Origin of the sequence: Alicyclobacillus acidocaldarius subsp. acidocaldarius DSM 446 (genome assembly GCF_000024285.1) — a bacterium.
Classification (GTDB): domain Bacteria; phylum Bacillota; class Bacilli; order Alicyclobacillales; family Alicyclobacillaceae; genus Alicyclobacillus; species Alicyclobacillus acidocaldarius.
The window spans coordinates 2,427,086-2,443,396 of sequence record NC_013205.1; the positions used below are offsets into that span (position 1 = coordinate 2,427,086).

Below are 16,311 nucleotides of genomic sequence, written 5' to 3' on the forward strand. Positions count from 1 at the left end.
TATGTCACCGAAGGTTTCCGCGTCCTGTCACGCAAGCCTCAAAGAAACAAAAACCCCGCCTCGCGCTTGAGACGGGGTTTCCCGCAGACCGGGCAGTCAGGGATAGGTACAGTGTAGAACAAGGTCAACTACACCACACCGTCAGTATATCTGGTCCGCGAGCTCATCACATGAGTCTTGAGACCTATCTTTGCGAAGGTCGCGCCGAAATTTCGATGCAACGCGCGTCAACTCTGGTACAAATCGGACGAAAGATACCGCTCACCGGTATCCGGCGCCATGCAGAGCACGCGCGCCTCCTTCGGCAGCGTCGCGGCGATGCGCAGGCCGTGAAAGACAGACGCCGCCCCGGAAGCCCCGAGCAGAATGCCCTCTTCGGCGGCGACGCGGCGCGCCATCATCTGCGCGTCGTGATCGTCAATGAGCAGGATCTCATCAAACGCCTCGCGGTTCAGGATGCTCGGCACAAATCCCGGGCCGGTGCCGGGGATTTTGTGCGGACCCGGTTGACCGCCCGAAAGAACGGGCGAGCCCTTCGGTTCGACGACATAGATCTTGATGCCCGGGATGCGCTGCTTCAGCACCTCGCCCGTGCCCGTCACGGTGCCGCCCGTTCCTGCGGTCAACACGAGCGCGTCGAGCTTGCCCTCGAAGTCCTCGAGGATCTCAAGCGCCGTCGTCTTGCGGTGCGCGTCGGGATTCGCGGGATTGTCGAACTGGGCCGGGATGAAGCTGTGCGGGATGCGCGCGGCGAGCTCCTCGGCGAGCTCGATGGCGCCCTTCATCCGCTTCGACTCGGGCGTCAGGTGCACCTCCGCGCCGTACGCCTTGAGCAACTTGACGCGCTCCTCCGTGGCATTCTCGGGCATCGTGATGATGCAGCGGTACCCTTTGGCGGCACAGACCATGGCGAGCCCGATGCCTGTGTTGCCCGACGTCGCCTCGATGACGGTGCTCTTGCCCGGGATGAGCTTGCCCTGACGCTCCGCCTCCAAAATCATGTTCAAGGCCGGCCGATCCTTCACGCTGCCGGCCGGATTCTTGCCTTCGAGCTTCACATAGACGCTCGCGCCGTTCGGATCCGGCAGGCGGTTCAGGCGAACGACCGGCGTGTGACCGACGAGATCGAGAATCGAGTTGTACAATGGCATGGCCAATCTCCTCACGCGCCGCAGCCGAGGCCGCGGCAGAAATATGCCAACTTCTATAGTATAACTCGGAAAACGCGAAACGCCAGCGTCACCCGATGTTCAGCGTCTCGTTCAGCAGGCGGACGGCGGCCTCCTCGTCCTGGCACACGAGCAGCATCGTGTCGTCTCCGCAGATGGTGCCGAGCAACCCGGGCGGATCCAGCGCGTCCATCAGCGCGCCGATGGCGTGCGCGTTCCCAGGCGCCACTTTGATGACAATGAGGTTGTTGGCGCGCGCGTGCGAAATGAACACCTCGGCCAGCCGCCGCTGCAGCGCGTCCACCGAGACCTTGTTCACCGCGGTGGGCAGGGCGTACTTGTACTTGCCGTTCGAGCCCACCACCTTCACGAGCTGTAGCTCCTTGATATCGCGCGAGATGGTGGCCTGCGTGACGGGGAATCCCGCCTCCTCGAGCGCGCGCACCAAATCCTCCTGCGTCTCAATCTCGTTCTGGCTCACAATCTCGCGAATGCGCATCAAGCGCTGCTCCTTGCTTTGCACAGACAGTCTCCTTTTCATGAATCTCATTTTTGTCGCTCAACGATGTTGTCCAACAGGAATTTTACCGCATCCATCTGCGCTTGATCCGAACATTTCACGGTGAGGCTGTAGAAGGCGTTCGCGAAATCCACAAGCGCACATCCGTCGCATGCGGTACACTTAGCCTAGAGGTGATTTCGCATTTCGCAGCGGCAAATCCTTCACATCGACATGAACGCCTTCTACGCTTCGTGTCACGCCGCCGTCGATCCAGCGCGTTACGCAGGCAAACCCATCGCCGTCGCGGGCGATCCGTCCACGCGCCACGGCATCGTGGTCACCGCGAGCTACGAGGCCCGCGCCCGAGGCGTCAAGCCGCCCATGCCTGTCCACCAGGCCCTGGCGCGCTGCCCGGAGCTCATCGTTGTGCGGCCCGACTTCCACCTGTACCGCGCGTACGCGCGAAAGGTGTTTGCCATCGTGCGCGAGTTCACGCCAGACGTCGAGATCGTCAGCATCGACGAGTGTTACGCCGACGTCACGCACGTGCCAGGCGGGGACAGGCCGGTTCATCTCGCCCGCGCCATCCAGGCCCGCCTGCTCGACTCGCTTGGGCTGCCGTCGAGCATCGGCGTGGCGCCCAACAAATTCCTGGCCAAGATGGCGAGCGACATGAAGAAGCCGATGGGGATCACGGAGCTTCGAAGCGAGAACATTCGCAGCTTACTGTGGCCGCTCGCCATCGAGCATATGCACGGGGTCGGCCCCAGCACCGCCAAGAGGCTCAGGCGCCTTGGCATCCTCACCATCGGCGATCTCGCCGTGCAGTCGCTCGACGTCCTCGCCCGCGCGCTCGGACCGCGGGCTGCCGAGCTGAAGGCGCGCGCCAACGGCATCGATCCGCGCCCGCTCGAGACGGAGCCTCAGCCGCCGAAGAGCGTGGGCCACTCGATGACCCTGGCCAAGGACGCGCAGACGTTCGCCGAGGTCGAAGGCGTCGTGATGGATTTGTGCGATCGCGTCGCGTCGCGCATGCGCCGCTACGGCCTGATGGGCCGCGTGGTCGCCGTGGCCGTGCGGGATCGGCGCATGCGCACCTCGCGCCACCAGGATACGCTGGCGACCTACGTGCGCCACACGGGTGAACTTTTTCAAGCCGCGAGGGCTCTCTTTCAACGGATTTGGCCGACCGAGCCGGTTCGACTGCTCGGCGTCTCGGTGGAGGGCTTGGTGCCGCGCGATGGACAGGGCGTCCAGCTTCACCTGTGGGACGCCGTGCCGACCGCCGGAGAACCGAGGGACGAGCGGCTCGAGAAGCTCGAGCGCGCCATCGACGAAGTGCGCGCCAAGTTCGGCCCGAGCGCCATTCGCCTGGGCCGCTCGCTTTCCGGGCAGAGGGACGACGTGCACGCGCGCGGCACGTCGCTCGAACGATTGGATGACGAGGAGGAAACACCGTGACGGATCCTTTGCACGGCAACCTTGACCCGATTGTGACAATTCTAGCGTGCCTCGTCCTGGCCATCGGCCTGGTGGCGTGGACCAGCAGGCGGTCGTGACGAGCCGCCTGCTCTCATCCCCGCGCGCGAAGCCGCGTGCGCCCAGGGCGCTCTTCCCGGACCGGGCTTTGAACCGCCGCCTCTTCGAGCTGCCGCGCCCGCTCGCGGTCCGCCCCAAGCCAAAAGTACAGATTTGCCCCGATGTAGAGCGCCAGCAGAAGCAGCCAAAGCGCCGAAAACGTGCCCGCGAGGCCGTGCTCAAGCTTCGGCAGGCGCGGCACGCCGTACGCCGCCAGCGCGAGCGCCGCAAGCCCGTAAATGGCCGAGTACGTCCGCACCTGTCTCGGCACGCCCACTTTTCTCCGCATACCGTCCTCCTCCTTTGCCTGTCCGACATATATGCGCCAGGCTTCCGAAACATGCGCAGCGCCACGCCGCATGACCCTCGCGGCATCGGGGAACATTGAGCACGAAACCACTGCACTTGGAGGAGGATGAGCCATGGGCGTCATGGAGACCTTCGAGAACTGGAAGCAATTCCTCGGGGAACACGTCGATCGTGCCAAGGAAGCCGGCCTGAATCAGGACCAGCTCGCGAACATCGCCACGAAGGTCGGCGAGTTTTTGGCGAGCAAGGTGGATCCCAAGAACCCTGAGCAACAGCTTCTAAAGGAAATGTGGAACGTGGCGGACGATGAAGAGCGCCGCGCCATCGCGAGCATCATGGTGAAAATGGCGGATCGCGCGCACTGAAGAAGAGGCGCCGTCCGGGCCGTGTGCCCGAGGCGGCGCCTTTTCGTTCGCGTATTACAACTCGAACGTCTCGCCGATTTTGAGCTCCACCGCGTCGATCCCGCGCGCCTTGCAGTCTGCGACGAACTTCGCGCCGTCCTGCGCGATGAGCGGGAACGTGTTGTAGTGCATCGGAATGACCTTTTTCGCTTTCAGCCATTCCGCGGCGATGAGCGCGTCGTCCGGGCCCATGGTGAAGTTGTCGCCGATGGGGAGCAGCGCGAGATCGATGGTGTTCAATTCGCCGAGGATCTTCATGTCGCCAAACAGCCCGGTGTCCCCGGCGTGGTAGATGGTCTTGCCCTCCAGGGTCAGCAGGAAGCCGACCGGCGGGCCGACGTACACCAGGCCGTTTTCCGTCTCCACGCCGGAACCGTGGAACGCGAGCGTGACCTTCACGCGGCCGAAGGGGAAGTCGCGCTTGCCGCCGATCCCCATCGGATGGACGTTCAGCCCCTTGCTCGCGTAGTAGACGGCCAATTCATTCGCCGCGATGATCGTCGCGTTGTTGTTGCGCGCGATGGTCTCCGCGTCGAGGACGTGATCGGAATGGCCGTGCGTGAGAACCACCCACTGGACCTTGATGTCCTCCGGCTTCGCCACCGCGTTCGGGTTGCCACTCAAAAACGGATCGATGACCAGGCGATGTTCTCCGCTTTCGATCACGAAACAGGACTGACCATGGTACGTCAGTTTCACGACTCTCGCCCCACTTCCCTCATGATTTCGTCCAGCGACGCAAGGCGGACGTCCTCCATCGGCTCGGAGACGATGCGCTGGACGTCCATCCACAGCCGCTGAAGCTCGAGATCGGCGTCCAGGTACGCCCGCGCGTCCTGATTCAACTGGACAATCTCGAACAACTTGCGCAACGTCTCAAGCTCCTCCTGCACCGGCTCTTCGCCGCGGAGCCGCTTGACCTCGAGCTGGTACTGGCGCCGATAGAAGTCGAGCACCATCTGCTTCGTCGGCTCGTCCCGCTCGATGGCCTCCTTGGCCCGCTTCGCGCGCTGATAAGGCTCCCACTCGCGAATGGCCCGCGCCAGGGCGTGCGCATGATCATACGGGTTCACGCGCCGTCCCCCCTTGCCGTACAGGTCTATTATACCGCCGGAAGAAGTCATGGGAAAAAGCTCGGGGAAGCGAGGTCCTCGCGCGCAGAAGCTGCTTCGCTGCGCAACATCTTCGCTTTCGGTATACTGTTCGGAAGAGGAGGGTGGACCTCTGTGGCAACCACAACGCTTTACGAGGCCATCGGCGGCGCGAGCACCTTTCGCAAGCTCGTCGACGCCTTCTACGATCGCGTCGCACAGGACGAACTCTTGAGGCCGCTGTTTCCGCCGACGTTTGACGAGGTCAAAGAGCGGCAGTACTGGTTTTTGACGCAACTGTTCGGCGGGCCGAGGCTCTACACCGAACGCCGCGGTCACCCGATGCTTCGGGCTCGGCACCTGCCGTTTCCCATCACCGTGCGCCACGCGGAGCACTGGCTCCGATGCATGGCCCAAGCCCTGGAGGAGACCGGCATTCCCCCCGCCGCGCGCGCCGCGATGCTCGAGCGGCTCGGCGGGATCGCGCTGCACATGGTCAACACGCCCGGAGAGGAGGAAGAGGCATGACGCCGTCCTCGCCCGTGCCCCCGGTGGGCGAACGCATCGCCCAACTGCGGAAGGAGCGGGGCCTCACGCAGGCCAAGCTCGCGGAGCGCGCCCGCCTTTCGACGAGCGCCATCGCCATGTACGAGACCAACAGGCGGCAGCCGGACGAGCGGACGCTCGCGCAAATTGCCGAGGCGCTCGGGGTGGAGATGACGCAGATTGCGCCGCATCTGACCGCCTCAGCCGCGTCGCGGCAAGCGAAGCCCGCGCCCAACGAGAGCCACCCTGGCGACAGGGCAGCGGCAGCCTCGGAACCTAACCGGGCGGAGCGAGAAGTTGGCGACGCGCCCGGCGTGACGCAACTTGTCCTCACCAAGGACGAGGCGCGGCTTATCCTTTTCGTCCGCATGCATCCCGACGCAATGCCGTTTCTCCAGTCGTACGTGACGGCCGATCCCGACAAGCGCCGCCAGCTGGAGCGGGCATGGCGACTCATCCAGGCGTTCCAGGGCTAGTCGTTGAAGCCGGGACTCCAGGCGTTCCAGGGCTAGTCGTTGAAGCCGGGACGATACGGGATGGGATCCTTCGCGCCCGCCTCCGCAAACCCCTTCAGGCGCAGCCGGCAGCTGTCGCACTCGCCGCACGCCACCTCGCCGCCCTGGTAGCACGACGTCGTGAGCTCGTACGGCACGCCGAGTTCCAGCCCCTTGCGCACAATCTCGCCCTTCGTCCAGTGCAGAAGCGGCGTCTCGATGCGAATGGGCCGCCCCTCGACGCCCGCCTTCGTGCCAATTCTCAGCACATGTTCCACGCCCTCGATGAACTCCGGCCGACAGTCCGGGTAGCCGCTGTAATCAAGCGCGTTCACGCCGATGTAGATGGCTTCCGCCCCGATGACCTCCGCGTACGACGCCGCAATGGCGAGAAACAGCAGGTTTCTCCCGGGCACGTAGGTCACCGGAATCTCGCGGGACACGCCCTCCGTCGGGACGTCGATGGATTCATCGGTCAGGGCGCTCCCGCCTATCTGGCGCAGAAAGTCGATGGACACGATGCGGTGGTCCTTGACGCCGTAGAACGCCGCCACCTTTTTCGCCGACTCGAGCTCAATGCGGTGCCGCTGCCCGTAGTCAAACGTGATGGGACAAAGCTCGTAGCCCGCGGCGTGCGCAATGCCCATGCACGTCGCGCTGTCGAGCCCCCCGCTCAGAATCACCACAGCCTTTGCCATCCCCACACGCCCTTGTCGCGAATGAGTTCCCATGCTCGGCTTGTCCGGCGCACCCGGGCGTCAGCAGCCCACCGGCGCCGTTTCCCCGAACACGAAGCCATCCTCACTGTAATCCAGCACGACGCCCTCCAGCAACTTGACGAGCGCCTGCCCCACTGTCACCTCGACGTCGCCGTCCGTGCCGCTCACGCGGATGACCGAATCGAGCGGCGTCGACACATCGTCGATCACGACCTGAAACCGCGGCCCCCCACACTGATAGGCGCGATCGATCCGGATGAATTCGGCAGGCGCAAGCTCTTCCCGCGCGAGCCGAAATAGCGCTTGAGCCGCCCGCTCGCTCACCTGCACGTCAAGTCCCCCGCTTCCCTGTACAATCTCTGCACTCCACAGTATACTATACGTCGAAAATAGGAAACGGACGAAAGCGGCACGCCCGGATACGGCTGCCCAAACACTCGTCCCCGGCGGACGAGTGTTTTTGTTGCATCTTGCTTTTCACTTGGAGCAAGATCCCGGCGAAATCCGAACAAGGAGTGAACCATGCAGATGGCGATGCGGAAGGTCGACGCCAAGGAACCGGCCACGTCGCGCGAACAGCGCGTGCTCGAATTCTGGAAGCGGGAGAACATCTTCCAAAAGAGCGAGAAGGCGCGCGAAGGGCGGCCAGAGTGGGTGTTTTACGAGGGCCCGCCGACGGCCAACGGTCTGCCGCACCCTGGGCACGTGCTCACGCGCGTATTCAAGGATTTATATCCCCGGTACCGCACCATGAAGGGCTATCACGTCATGCGCAAGGCGGGATGGGATACCCACGGTTTGCCCGTCGAGATCGAAATTGAGAAGAAATTCGGCATGAACGGCAAGAAGGACATTCAGGCGTTCGGCATCGAGCGCTTCGTCCAGGCGTGCCGGGAGAGCGTGTTCAAGTACGAGGAGGTGTGGCGCGAGCTCACGGAGCGGCTCGGCTACTGGATCGATCTCGACCACCCCTACATGACGCTGACGGACGACTACATTGAGTCGGTCTGGCACCTCCTGAAGACCATTTACGACAAGGGCTGGCTCGTGGAAGGCCACCGCGTGAGTCCGTACTGCCCGCACTGCGAGACGACGCTCTCCAGCCACGAGGTGGCGCAGGGCTACAAGGACGTGAAAGATCTTTCTGTCACGGCCAAGTTCCGCGCGAAGGACGACGTGGACGGCCGCCCGACCTACTTCCTCGCCTGGACCACGACGCCCTGGACGCTGCCGTCCAACGTGGGCCTCGCGGTGAACGAAGATCTGACCTACGTCCTCATCCACAAGGCGAAGACCGACGAAAACGTCTGGGTGGCCGAGGGGCTACAAGGTCAGTGTCTCGAGGAAGGCGACCGGATCATCGCGCAAAAGTCCGGGCGCCAACTCGTCGGATCGGCCTACACGCCCGTCTTCCCGTACGTCGTGCAGGAGGGCAAGAAGCACATCGTCATCGCGTCGCCGCACGTGACGGACGAATCCGGCACGGGCATCGTCCACATGTCGCCCGCGCACGGCGAAGAGGACTACAAGGCGTGCCAGGCGGCGGGGCTCATCTTCGTGAACTTCGTCGATGAATCGGGTCGATTCACGAAGGACGTGTCCGACTACGAGGGCCGGTTTGTGAAAGACGAGGATTTGAACGTCGATCTCGTCAAGGATCTCGCGTCGCGCGGCCTGGTGTACGAAAAGCACAAGCATGAGCACAGCTATCCGCACTGCTGGCGCTGCGACACGCCGCTCATCTACTACGCGATTCACTCCTGGTTCATCCGCACGACGGAGTTCAAGGATGAGCTCATCGCCAACTCGCAGTCCGTCAACTGGATCCCGCCGCACATCCGCGACGGGCGCATGGGCAACTTCCTGGAGAACGTGATCGACTGGAACCTGTCGAGATCGCGCTACTGGGGCACGCCGCTTCCCATCTGGCGCTGCGACGCGTGCGGGGAGATCGAGTGCATCGGGTCGCGCGCGGAGCTTCAGGCGAAGGCGGGGCGCCTGCCGAAGGAACTGCACAAGCCGTACATCGACGAGCTGGTGTGGCCCTGCCGCTGCGGCCGGGGCACGATGGCGCGCGTGCCAGAGGTCATCGACGTCTGGTTCGACTCAGGCTCGATGCCGTTTGCGCAGCTTCACTATCCGTTTGAAAACCGCGAGCTGTTCGAGCGCCTGTACCCGGCGGACTTCGTCTGCGAGGCCATCGACCAGACGCGCGGCTGGTTCTACAGCCTGCTTGCCATCTCGACGGCCGTCACGGGCAAGGCACCGTACAAGAACGTGCTCGTGCTCGGCCACGTGCTCGACGAGCACGGCAAGAAGATGTCGAAGTCGAAGGGGAACGTGATCGATCCGTTCGAGGCGTTCGACAAGCACGGCGCCGACGCGGTGCGCTTCTACTTCGTGTCGAACACGCAGCCGTGGAACTCGCAGCTCTTCTACCACCGCGCGGTGGCAGAGGCGAAGGCGAAGTACATCGACCTGCTGCAGAACATCCACCAGTTCTACGCGCTGTACGCCGGGATCGACGGGTTCAACCCGTACCAGGTGGAGCAGGTGCCTGTGGCCGAGCGGCCGCTCATGGACCGATGGCTCATGGCGCGCCTCCATCAGACCATCCAGGGCGTGGACGAGGCGTATCATCGCTACGACGCCACGCAGGCGGCGCGGCTCTTGCAGGCGTTCGTGGACGAGCTCTCCACGTGGTACGTGCGGCGCAACCGCGACCGCTTCTGGGCGGACGGCATGGAGAAGGACAAGGTGGCGGCGTATCTCACGCTGTTCGAAGCGCTGAAGACCGTGGCGCTCCTCACGGCGCCCATCACGCCGTTTTTGGCCGAGGACATCTACCAGAACGTCGTGCGCCTGGGCGGCGACGCGGCGGATGTGCCGGAGAGCGTGCACCTGTGTGACTTCCCGACGGCGGATGCGTCCCTCATCGACGACGGGCTCATCCGCGAGATGGCGCTCGTGCTGCGCGTCGTCGAGATGGGGCGGCATCTGCGCAACGAGAGCAAGCTCAAGACGCGCCAACCGCTCGCGGCGCTCTATGTGCCGAAGGCGCAGGAGGACGTGATCGCCAAGTTCGCAGACGTCATCCAGGACGAGCTGAACGTGAAGGAGATCCGCTTCGTCGATCTCGACGAGATCGCGCGGCCGACGCTGTATTTGAATCTGAACGCGGTAGGCAAGGCGTTCGGCCGCAAGACGCCTGTGTTGAACGAGGCGGCGAAGAACGCGGACGAGGCGCAGATCCGCGCGTTCCGGGAGACGGGCGCGGTGGTGCTCGAAGGCGAGACCCTGACGCAGGAGCACGCCGAGATCCGCTACGAGGCCAAGTTCGAGGGCTTGGTCACGGTGGACAACCGGCTGTTTGTCGGCCTCGAGACGCGGCTCACGCCGGAACTCATTGAGGAGGGCTACGTGCGCGAGGTCATCTCGAAGATGCAGATGATGCGCAAGGAGGTCGACTACGGCGTCACGCACCACGTGCGGTTTTACGCGGAGGGAGATCCGGAACTGCTCGACGTCATTGCGAGGAACCGAGCGCGCATCGACGCGACGGTGCTCGTGCGAGAATGGAGCGACGCGCCGCTCGCCGACGCGGATCTGACGAAGGAGTGGGACGTGAACGGCAAGAAGCTCACGCTGTCGGTGGGGCGCTGAGAGAGACGGGCGAGGGCACGTGTGTCCTCGCCCGTTTTGGTTGGATAGGCACGTTCGCGAGGAGGAAGAGGTTCATGCCCTTTGCGTTGAAGCGCGCGCTGCTCCAGCATCTCGAGGCGCGGGAGCCCTGAATGGCCCTAGCCCTCGCGCCCGGCCCCATCCCCACCGCCGTCCAAAAATGCCAGAACATCGCGGAGGACGGCGCTACCCGCCTGCATGGCGAAACCGTGGCCGCAGCCCGCGTACAGCTTCAGCCTGGCGCCCGGGATGCGGTACGCGAGGCGCTCCCCGTTGATGTACGGCAAGACGCGATCCTCGAGCCCGTGCATCACGAGCGCAGGGCACGACAAACTCGGGAGCCTCTCCCAACTCCCCCGCCACCGGTCCACGGCATCGAGCTGCGCCTGATACACCGCCTCCGGCATGTCCGCGCGAAGCAACAGGCGAAAGGCGCTTTGCAGATACGCCTCGTTCTTCGCGCGAAACGCTTCCGGAAAGAAGAGCCGCTTGTACCACTCCGCGCGCTCGGCGACGCTTGCTGGGCGGGATCGCATCTCCTGTTTGACCTCGTCCGGCTGAACCATCTGCGGCCCTCCGCACGAGGTGGCGGCGAGCACGAGGCTTGCGACGGCCGCCGGATGGCGAAGCGCGAGCTCCTGCGCAATCATGCCGCCCATGGAATAGCCCAGCACGTGCGCGCGCCCAACGCCTGCCGCGTCCAGCACCGCGCGGGCGTCGTCCGCCATCTGTTCGAGGGTCCACGGCTTCGCTGGGTCGGCTTCCGACTGGCCCGCGCCGCGGTTGTCGAAGGCGATGACGGTGTGTTTTTCCGCCAGTCGCCGCACAAATCCGGAGCCCCACCAGCGGATGTTCCCGCCGACACCCATGATCAAAAGCAGAGGATATCCTTCGCCGTGGACGTCGTAATAGAGGCGCGCGTCGGATCGTTCGGCAAACGGCATGGCTCAACCTCCCTGCATGGGAACACAAAAAAAGGCACACCCACACCTGGGTGGCCCAATATAGGGGTAAAGGGGTACTTCAACTGTAACACATGTCCAGTCGAAGTGCCACACATTTGGCGAATCGAATGAGCAAAACGCGCTTAGGATCGCGCGTTGCGCGTGCGCACGACGCTCTCCGCTTCGTAGATCACCTTGCTGTACGGCAGAACGGACTGCGTCACCCACGCGTTCGAGCCAATCACGCTGTGATGCCCAATGACCGTCTCGCCGCCGAGCACGGTGCAGTTGGCGTAGAGGATGACGTAGTCCTCCACCGTCGGGTGGCGCTTGACATGCCGCTGATACTCGCCTTCCTCGTCCTTCGGAAAGTACAGCGCGCCGAGCGTGACGCCCTGGTAGATTTTTACGTGGTTGCCCACCACGGCTGTCTCGCCGACGACGATGCCCGTGCCGTGATCGATCATAATGCTCCGCCCGATGGTGGCGCCCGGGTGCAGATCCACGCCGGTCACGCGGTGCGCGTACTCCGTCATCATGCGGGGCAAAAGGGGCACACCGTGGCGGTAGAGCACGTTCGCCGCGCGGTACACGAGAAGTGCAAAGATGCCCGGATACGTGAGGATGACCTCGTCGCACCCCGTCGCGGCCGGATCGCCATTCACGGTCTCGGTGATGTCCTCGTACACGAGGCTCTGAAGTTGAGGGAGATATTCGATGTACACGTCCGCCGTCTCCCAGGCCCGCTTTTGCGTGTCGGCCGTCCCGGAGGACAAACAGGACTGGTACGTCGCCCGGTGCACCTGTTCGGCGAGCTCAGCGCGCAGGCGGTCCAGGGTATGGGAAAGGTGTTTGCCACCTTCAGCATCGAAGTAGTTGGGCAAAATGGCCGCGCGCGTCCACTCGATGATCTCTCGGATGGCCCGCGGCTCCGGATGACAGATGCGCCCTTTGAACATGCAGACGCTCTGCTGCAGCAGATGACTCGCAATTGCTTGGGTGTCCATGCCGATCTCGTCTCCCCTCGCCAGCGGCAGTCGCGCTTCGAAAGACAGTATACACCTGTGGCGGATCGCAAAAAACTCTGTATACCTTAAGGCATAATAGGAATTTTGCCGTCCGCGCGGCCGCCTTCCCCGACTTCACTTTGTTCCCATCGGCCGCAGATTACGCTATGCTCGAATTGGAACGCACGATAGAGAGAGGAGTCGTGACACGTTGGATGCCATTCGCGAGGTCGAGAGCTACCTGGAGCGGGAGCGCGACGCGCTGCTCGAGGAACTGAAGGAACTCTTGTCCATCCCAAGCGTGAGCGCCTTGAGCGAACACCGCGGCGACGTCAGGCGCGCGGCGGAGTGGATTGCCGAGCGGCTGAAGTCCGCCGGCTTCGAACATGTGGAACTCATGGAGACGGGCGGCCACCCGCTCGTGTACGCCGATTGGCTCCACGCGGACGGCAGGCCCACCGTGCTCGTCTACGGCCACTACGACGTGCAGCCCGTCGATCCCGTCGAGCTCTGGGAGTCGCCGCCGTTCACGCCGACCGTTCGCGGCAACAAGCTGTACGCGCGGGGCGCGAGCGACGACAAGGGCCCCACGTTTCTGCACATCGCCGTCCTCTCCGCCATGCTGAAGGTGCAGGGGCGCCTGCCCGTGAACGTGAAGTTCTGCATCGAGGGCGAGGAGGAGGTGGGTTCCGCCCACCTGCACAGCTTCCTCGAGCGGACGCGGGACAAGTTCCGGGCGGATCTCGTCCTCATCTCCGACACCACCCTGGTGGGGCCCAACCAGCCCGCCGTCGTGTACGGCCTGCGCGGCCTTGCCGCGGCGCAGATCGACGTCCGCACCGCCGCGTCGGACCTCCACTCGGGCCTGTACGGCGGCGCCGTGCCGAATGCCGCCCGGTCCGTGGCCGAGATCGTCGCGAGCTTCCACCGGCCGGACGGCACCGTGGCCGTCGAGGGCTTTTACGATCGCGTCCGCCCGCTCACCGAAGCCGAACGGGAGGAGTTCGCCAAGCTGGGGCACGACGAAGGCGAACTCAAGCGCTCCCTGCAGCTCGCGGATCTCTGGGGCGAGCCCGGATACACCGCGCTCGAGCGGATGTGCGCGCGGCCGACGCTCGAAGTGAACGGCATCTGGGGCGGCTTCCAGGGCGAAGGCACGAAGACCGTCATCCCCTGCGAGGCGCACGCGAAGATCACGTGCAGGCTCGTGCCGGATCAAGACCCGCAGGAGATCCTGGACCTCGTTGAACGGCACGTGCAAGCGCACGCGCCGAAGGGTGCGCGCGTCACGTTCGTGCGCCAGGACGGCGGCAAGCCGTACGTCGCGCCCTACGATCACCCGGCGCTTCAGCTCGCGGCTTCCGCCTACGAGCACGCGTACGGCCAAAAGGCCGTGTTCACGCGCATGGGCGGCTCCATCCCCGTGGTGGAGACGTTCTCGACGCTCCTGCACATCCCCATCGTGATGATGGGCTTCAGCCTGAACGACGAGAACTTCCACGCGCCCAACGAGCACTTCTCGCTCGACAACTTCGACAAAGGCCTGCGGACGCTGACGTACTACTACCACCAGCTGCCCGCGGCCATGAGCGGTCACTGAACCGGCGCACGCAAACAGGCGGCCGATCCCGCCGCGGGACTCGGCCGCCTCATCTCATCCGCCTCATCGCTCGAATTGGCGGTTGATCTCCTCTTCCACGTAAGGATTCAGGATGCGGAGGTGCGTGCCCTTCATGCCGAGCGAGCGGCTTTCGATGGTGCCCGCGCTCTCCAGCTTCCGAATGCTGTTGACAATCACCGAGCGCGTCACGCCGTGCTGATCCGCAATCTGGCTGCTCACCACAATGCCCTCTGGCGAGTTGCGAACCGCGTCCAGCAGGTACTTGGCGGCCTGCAGCTCGGAGAAGCTGAGCGATTCCACCGCCAGATGGGCGAGCGCCCGCTGCCGGCTCTCCTCTTCCTTCTGCTGATGCCGGGAGTGCACAATCTCGAGCGCGACGACCGTCGCCGCGTACTCGGCCAGGATCTGGTCGTCCTCGTTGAACGGCCGCTGGGACCTCGCGAACAGAAGCGTGCCCTGGCGCTCGCGCGCCCCGATGATGGGCGTGATCATCAGGTGCTTGGAGCGGAACGACTCGTTCTCCTCAGGGGAGAACACGTAGAGCGGCTTCTTCTGCTCGTCCGTCAGATTTGCAATGGTCTGCTCGATGCGCAGCAGGTGTTTGTTGAAGTCGCCCGGGAACCGCTGTTCCCGCGTCATGATGTTCAGCCACTCCTCGGTCAGCTCGTGCTCCGCGACGCCATAGCCGAGGATCTTGCCCTTGCGCCCCACGATGTACACGTTCGACTGCATGAGGCGGCTCAAAAATTCCGCGACTTCTTGAAATTCCACCTGCTCGTTCGAGCGGTGCAACAGTTGCCCAAGTTCTTGTACCTGTTCCAACAAACTCACAATCTCGTCACCTTGTCCTTCCCCCGGCATCCGCCGGCGTTTTGTACCTTCCCTGACCGCCAGGCCACGAGGGCGGCGGGATCTCCCACGCACTCCGCATTCGCAGAATTGTCTCTGATGTTCAAATTATCACCATAACACAGACAATTTATCCACGCGTAATGAGCTTACTAGACCTTTGTCCACTTGTCAAATGAACAAACTGCGACAAACACGCCGCGCCTACGCGGATGTCTGCCGCAGCTCATCGCCCGCTACGACCAGTTTGCACCAAACACTGGTCATTATGCAAGTGGAGCCAACACACCTTTACGATTTCCCGGATCCGCTCTCGGCGGGCTTCCCGTACAGCCGATCCAAGATGATGCGATATCCGTCCGCTCCATAGTGCAGGCATCTCTTGACGCGGCTGATGGTCGCGGTGCTCGCGCCCGTCGCCTCTTCGATGGCGTGATACGTGGCGCCCTCGCGAAGCATCCGCGCCACGGCAAATCGCTGCGCCAGCGACTCCACTTCCCCCACCGTGCACAGATCCTCGAAAAAGCGGTAGCACTCGTCCTCATTCTGAAGCGCCAGGATGGCGCGGAACAGTTCGCGCACCTCGGATTCGTTCAGCCTCTCGAGCGCCATGTGCTTCATCCTTCACTGCTGTGACGTACCAAAGTCAGTGTAGCAAAATGGCGCTGGGATGACCAGGCGTGGACGCGGCCGGATCGATTTCCTGGGGACGACGGTCCTCTCCAGCGCGGCGCGCTGAACCCTCGACGCTCCGCACGGCCCCGAGCGCAGCTCCTCCGTCGCCGCCGAAGCGCTCAGGATGAACGATTCACGAGGAGCGATGGTTGCTTGGCCTGGCTCGAAACCACGAGCTTGTCCCACATGCCCGCGAGAGCATGCCCGGGAACGGCGCACACGAGCGAATAGTTCCCCGCCCGAGAGGCGGTGAACTCCACGTTTTCCGCCGCGCCCTTCGGGCTTCCCTCCGATGGATTGGATGTTTCGGCACCCGGGAAGGCGAGCAGACTCGAATCGAAGCTGCCGCGGTCGCGATCGCCCTCAGGCACGACCATGGCGCTGTGGGGCGTGAAACTCGCATTCCGGAAATGGACCTCGACCCGCCAGCCCACAGGCACCACGAGCGTCATCTCGCCGTTTGCATACCCGTCGAAATTCATGCCGCCATTTTCACCGCCGTCGCCAGCGACCACCGTCCACTCGACGAGATGGTGGGCAGCGTTCCACGTGGCGAGAGGAGCCAGTGGTTTCGAAGGCTGGGGTGTCGTCGTCCCACATCCCACGGAAACCATTGCCCCTGCGGCCAAGGCCCAAAGACTCCGCGCGCGCATGCTCTTTATCCGCCCCCCCCTACGACAGACCTGTCACGCCCATGGTACCATGCGGCGACCTCGAGCGCA

Annotated in this window: 18 protein-coding genes; 6 read left to right on the forward strand and 12 right to left on the reverse strand. The window is 63.8% G+C overall.

The genetic code is table 11. The features are described 5' to 3' along the window. Positions 1-227 precede the first annotated feature (227 nt). Both cysK and argR read right to left on the reverse strand, forming a co-directional pair. The gene (gene cysK, locus AACI_RS11685) at positions 228-1,151 is read right to left on the reverse strand and encodes a cysteine synthase A (protein ID WP_012811612.1); all 924 of its coding nucleotides are present in this window, start codon (positions 1,149-1,151) and stop codon (positions 228-230) included. An 88-nt stretch (positions 1,152-1,239) separates the two neighbouring features. Further along, on the reverse strand, positions 1,240-1,692 hold the full coding sequence (gene argR, locus AACI_RS11690; protein ID WP_012811613.1) for an arginine repressor: 453 nt from the start codon (positions 1,690-1,692) through the stop codon (positions 1,240-1,242). A 195-nt stretch (positions 1,693-1,887) separates the two neighbouring features. Here argR and AACI_RS11695 point away from each other — a divergent pair, with 195 nt between their 5' ends. Next, on the forward strand, positions 1,888-3,132 hold the full coding sequence (locus AACI_RS11695) for a DNA polymerase IV (RefSeq protein WP_280959730.1): 1,245 nt from the start codon (positions 1,888-1,890) through the stop codon (positions 3,130-3,132). Positions 3,133-3,244: 112 nt separating this feature from the next. Here AACI_RS11695 and AACI_RS11700 read toward each other — a convergent pair whose 3' ends face one another. After that, on the reverse strand, positions 3,245-3,538 hold the full coding sequence (locus AACI_RS11700) for a hypothetical protein (protein WP_012811616.1): 294 nt from the start codon (positions 3,536-3,538) through the stop codon (positions 3,245-3,247). 133 nt (positions 3,539-3,671) lie between these two features. Between AACI_RS11700 and AACI_RS11705 the strand changes: the two genes are divergently transcribed. After that, positions 3,672-3,923 (forward strand): DUF3243 domain-containing protein, encoded by a 252-nt coding sequence (locus tag AACI_RS11705; RefSeq protein ID WP_012811617.1) that lies wholly within the window; start codon positions 3,672-3,674, stop codon positions 3,921-3,923. Positions 3,924-3,977: 54 nt separating this feature from the next. Here AACI_RS11705 and AACI_RS11710 read toward each other — a convergent pair whose 3' ends face one another. Continuing rightward, complete coding sequence (locus AACI_RS11710; protein ID WP_012811618.1) at positions 3,978-4,661, reverse strand: metal-dependent hydrolase; 684 nt, start codon at positions 4,659-4,661, stop codon at positions 3,978-3,980. After that, on the reverse strand, positions 4,658-5,035 hold the full coding sequence (locus AACI_RS11715; protein ID WP_012811619.1) for a YlbF family regulator: 378 nt from the start codon (positions 5,033-5,035) through the stop codon (positions 4,658-4,660). The genes AACI_RS11710 and AACI_RS11715 overlap by 4 nt, the downstream gene beginning before the upstream one ends. Positions 5,036-5,188: 153 nt before the next feature. Between AACI_RS11715 and AACI_RS11720 the strand changes: the two genes are divergently transcribed. Then, the gene (locus AACI_RS11720) at positions 5,189-5,581 is read left to right on the forward strand and encodes a globin domain-containing protein (protein WP_012811620.1); all 393 of its coding nucleotides are present in this window, start codon (positions 5,189-5,191) and stop codon (positions 5,579-5,581) included. Continuing rightward, complete coding sequence (locus tag AACI_RS11725; RefSeq protein ID WP_012811621.1) at positions 5,578-6,075, forward strand: helix-turn-helix domain-containing protein; 498 nt, start codon at positions 5,578-5,580, stop codon at positions 6,073-6,075. The genes AACI_RS11720 and AACI_RS11725 overlap by 4 nt, the downstream gene beginning before the upstream one ends. A 32-nt stretch (positions 6,076-6,107) precedes the next feature. Here AACI_RS11725 and queC read toward each other — a convergent pair whose 3' ends face one another. Both queC and AACI_RS11735 read right to left on the reverse strand, forming a co-directional pair. After that, the gene (queC, locus tag AACI_RS11730) at positions 6,108-6,791 is read right to left on the reverse strand and encodes a 7-cyano-7-deazaguanine synthase QueC (protein ID WP_012811622.1); all 684 of its coding nucleotides are present in this window, start codon (positions 6,789-6,791) and stop codon (positions 6,108-6,110) included. Positions 6,792-6,851: 60 nt separating this feature from the next. Further along, positions 6,852-7,142 (reverse strand): hypothetical protein, encoded by a 291-nt coding sequence (locus AACI_RS11735; protein ID WP_012811623.1) that lies wholly within the window; start codon positions 7,140-7,142, stop codon positions 6,852-6,854. A 192-nt stretch (positions 7,143-7,334) separates the two neighbouring features. Between AACI_RS11735 and ileS the strand changes: the two genes are divergently transcribed. After that, positions 7,335-10,475 carry an isoleucine--tRNA ligase gene (ileS, locus tag AACI_RS11740; protein WP_012811624.1) on the forward strand — a complete coding sequence of 1,047 codons (3,141 nt, stop codon included), beginning with the start codon at positions 7,335-7,337 and terminating at the stop codon, positions 10,473-10,475. Positions 10,476-10,612: 137 nt separating this feature from the next. Here the strand turns inward: ileS and AACI_RS11745 are convergent, their stop codons facing one another. Together AACI_RS11745 and AACI_RS11750 are read right to left on the reverse strand one after the other, a co-directional pair. Continuing rightward, positions 10,613-11,437, reverse strand: a complete 825-nt coding sequence (locus tag AACI_RS11745; RefSeq protein ID WP_012811625.1) for an alpha/beta fold hydrolase — start codon at positions 11,435-11,437, stop codon at positions 10,613-10,615. Between the two features lie 143 nt (positions 11,438-11,580). Next, the gene (locus AACI_RS11750) at positions 11,581-12,444 is read right to left on the reverse strand and encodes a serine O-acetyltransferase (protein ID WP_012811626.1); all 864 of its coding nucleotides are present in this window, start codon (positions 12,442-12,444) and stop codon (positions 11,581-11,583) included. Positions 12,445-12,655: 211 nt separating this feature from the next. On the opposite strand from AACI_RS11750, the gene AACI_RS11755 reads away from it, so the two are divergent. Continuing rightward, positions 12,656-14,044: a dipeptidase gene (locus AACI_RS11755; RefSeq protein ID WP_012811627.1), complete on the forward strand. Its 1,389-nt coding sequence runs from the start codon at positions 12,656-12,658 to the stop codon at positions 14,042-14,044. Between the two features lie 63 nt (positions 14,045-14,107). Here the strand turns inward: AACI_RS11755 and codY are convergent, their stop codons facing one another. From codY to AACI_RS11770, 3 genes are all read right to left on the reverse strand, one after another. After that, positions 14,108-14,896 (reverse strand): GTP-sensing pleiotropic transcriptional regulator CodY, encoded by a 789-nt coding sequence (gene codY / locus AACI_RS11760; protein WP_012811628.1) that lies wholly within the window; start codon positions 14,894-14,896, stop codon positions 14,108-14,110. Between the two features lie 309 nt (positions 14,897-15,205). Next, complete coding sequence (locus AACI_RS11765; protein ID WP_041707564.1) at positions 15,206-15,526, reverse strand: YerC/YecD family TrpR-related protein; 321 nt, start codon at positions 15,524-15,526, stop codon at positions 15,206-15,208. Positions 15,527-15,708: 182 nt separating this feature from the next. Further along, positions 15,709-16,242 carry a sulfocyanin-like copper-binding protein gene (locus AACI_RS11770; protein ID WP_012811630.1) on the reverse strand — a complete coding sequence of 178 codons (534 nt, stop codon included), beginning with the start codon at positions 16,240-16,242 and terminating at the stop codon, positions 15,709-15,711. Between the last annotated feature and the right edge of the window lie 69 nt (positions 16,243-16,311).

Coding starts and splice junctions, on each gene's coding strand:
- cysK (WP_012811612.1), bottom strand. CDS start 1,151: ATGCCATTGTACAACTCGATTCTCGATCTCGTCGGTCACACGCCGGTC.
- AACI_RS11750 (WP_012811626.1), bottom strand. CDS start 12,444: ATGGACACCCAAGCAATTGCGAGTCATCTGCTGCAGCAGAGCGTCTGC.
- ileS (WP_012811624.1), top strand. CDS start 7,335: ATGCAGATGGCGATGCGGAAGGTCGACGCCAAGGAACCGGCCACGTCG.
- AACI_RS11770 (WP_012811630.1), bottom strand. CDS start 16,242: ATGCGCGCGCGGAGTCTTTGGGCCTTGGCCGCAGGGGCAATGGTTTCC.
- queC (WP_012811622.1), bottom strand. CDS start 6,791: ATGGCAAAGGCTGTGGTGATTCTGAGCGGGGGGCTCGACAGCGCGACG.
- AACI_RS11700 (WP_012811616.1), bottom strand. CDS start 3,538: ATGCGGAGAAAAGTGGGCGTGCCGAGACAGGTGCGGACGTACTCGGCC.
- AACI_RS11725 (WP_012811621.1), top strand. CDS start 5,578: ATGACGCCGTCCTCGCCCGTGCCCCCGGTGGGCGAACGCATCGCCCAA.
- AACI_RS11705 (WP_012811617.1), top strand. CDS start 3,672: ATGGGCGTCATGGAGACCTTCGAGAACTGGAAGCAATTCCTCGGGGAA.
- AACI_RS11745 (WP_012811625.1), bottom strand. CDS start 11,437: ATGCCGTTTGCCGAACGATCCGACGCGCGCCTCTATTACGACGTCCAC.
- AACI_RS11765 (WP_041707564.1), bottom strand. CDS start 15,526: ATGGCGCTCGAGAGGCTGAACGAATCCGAGGTGCGCGAACTGTTCCGC.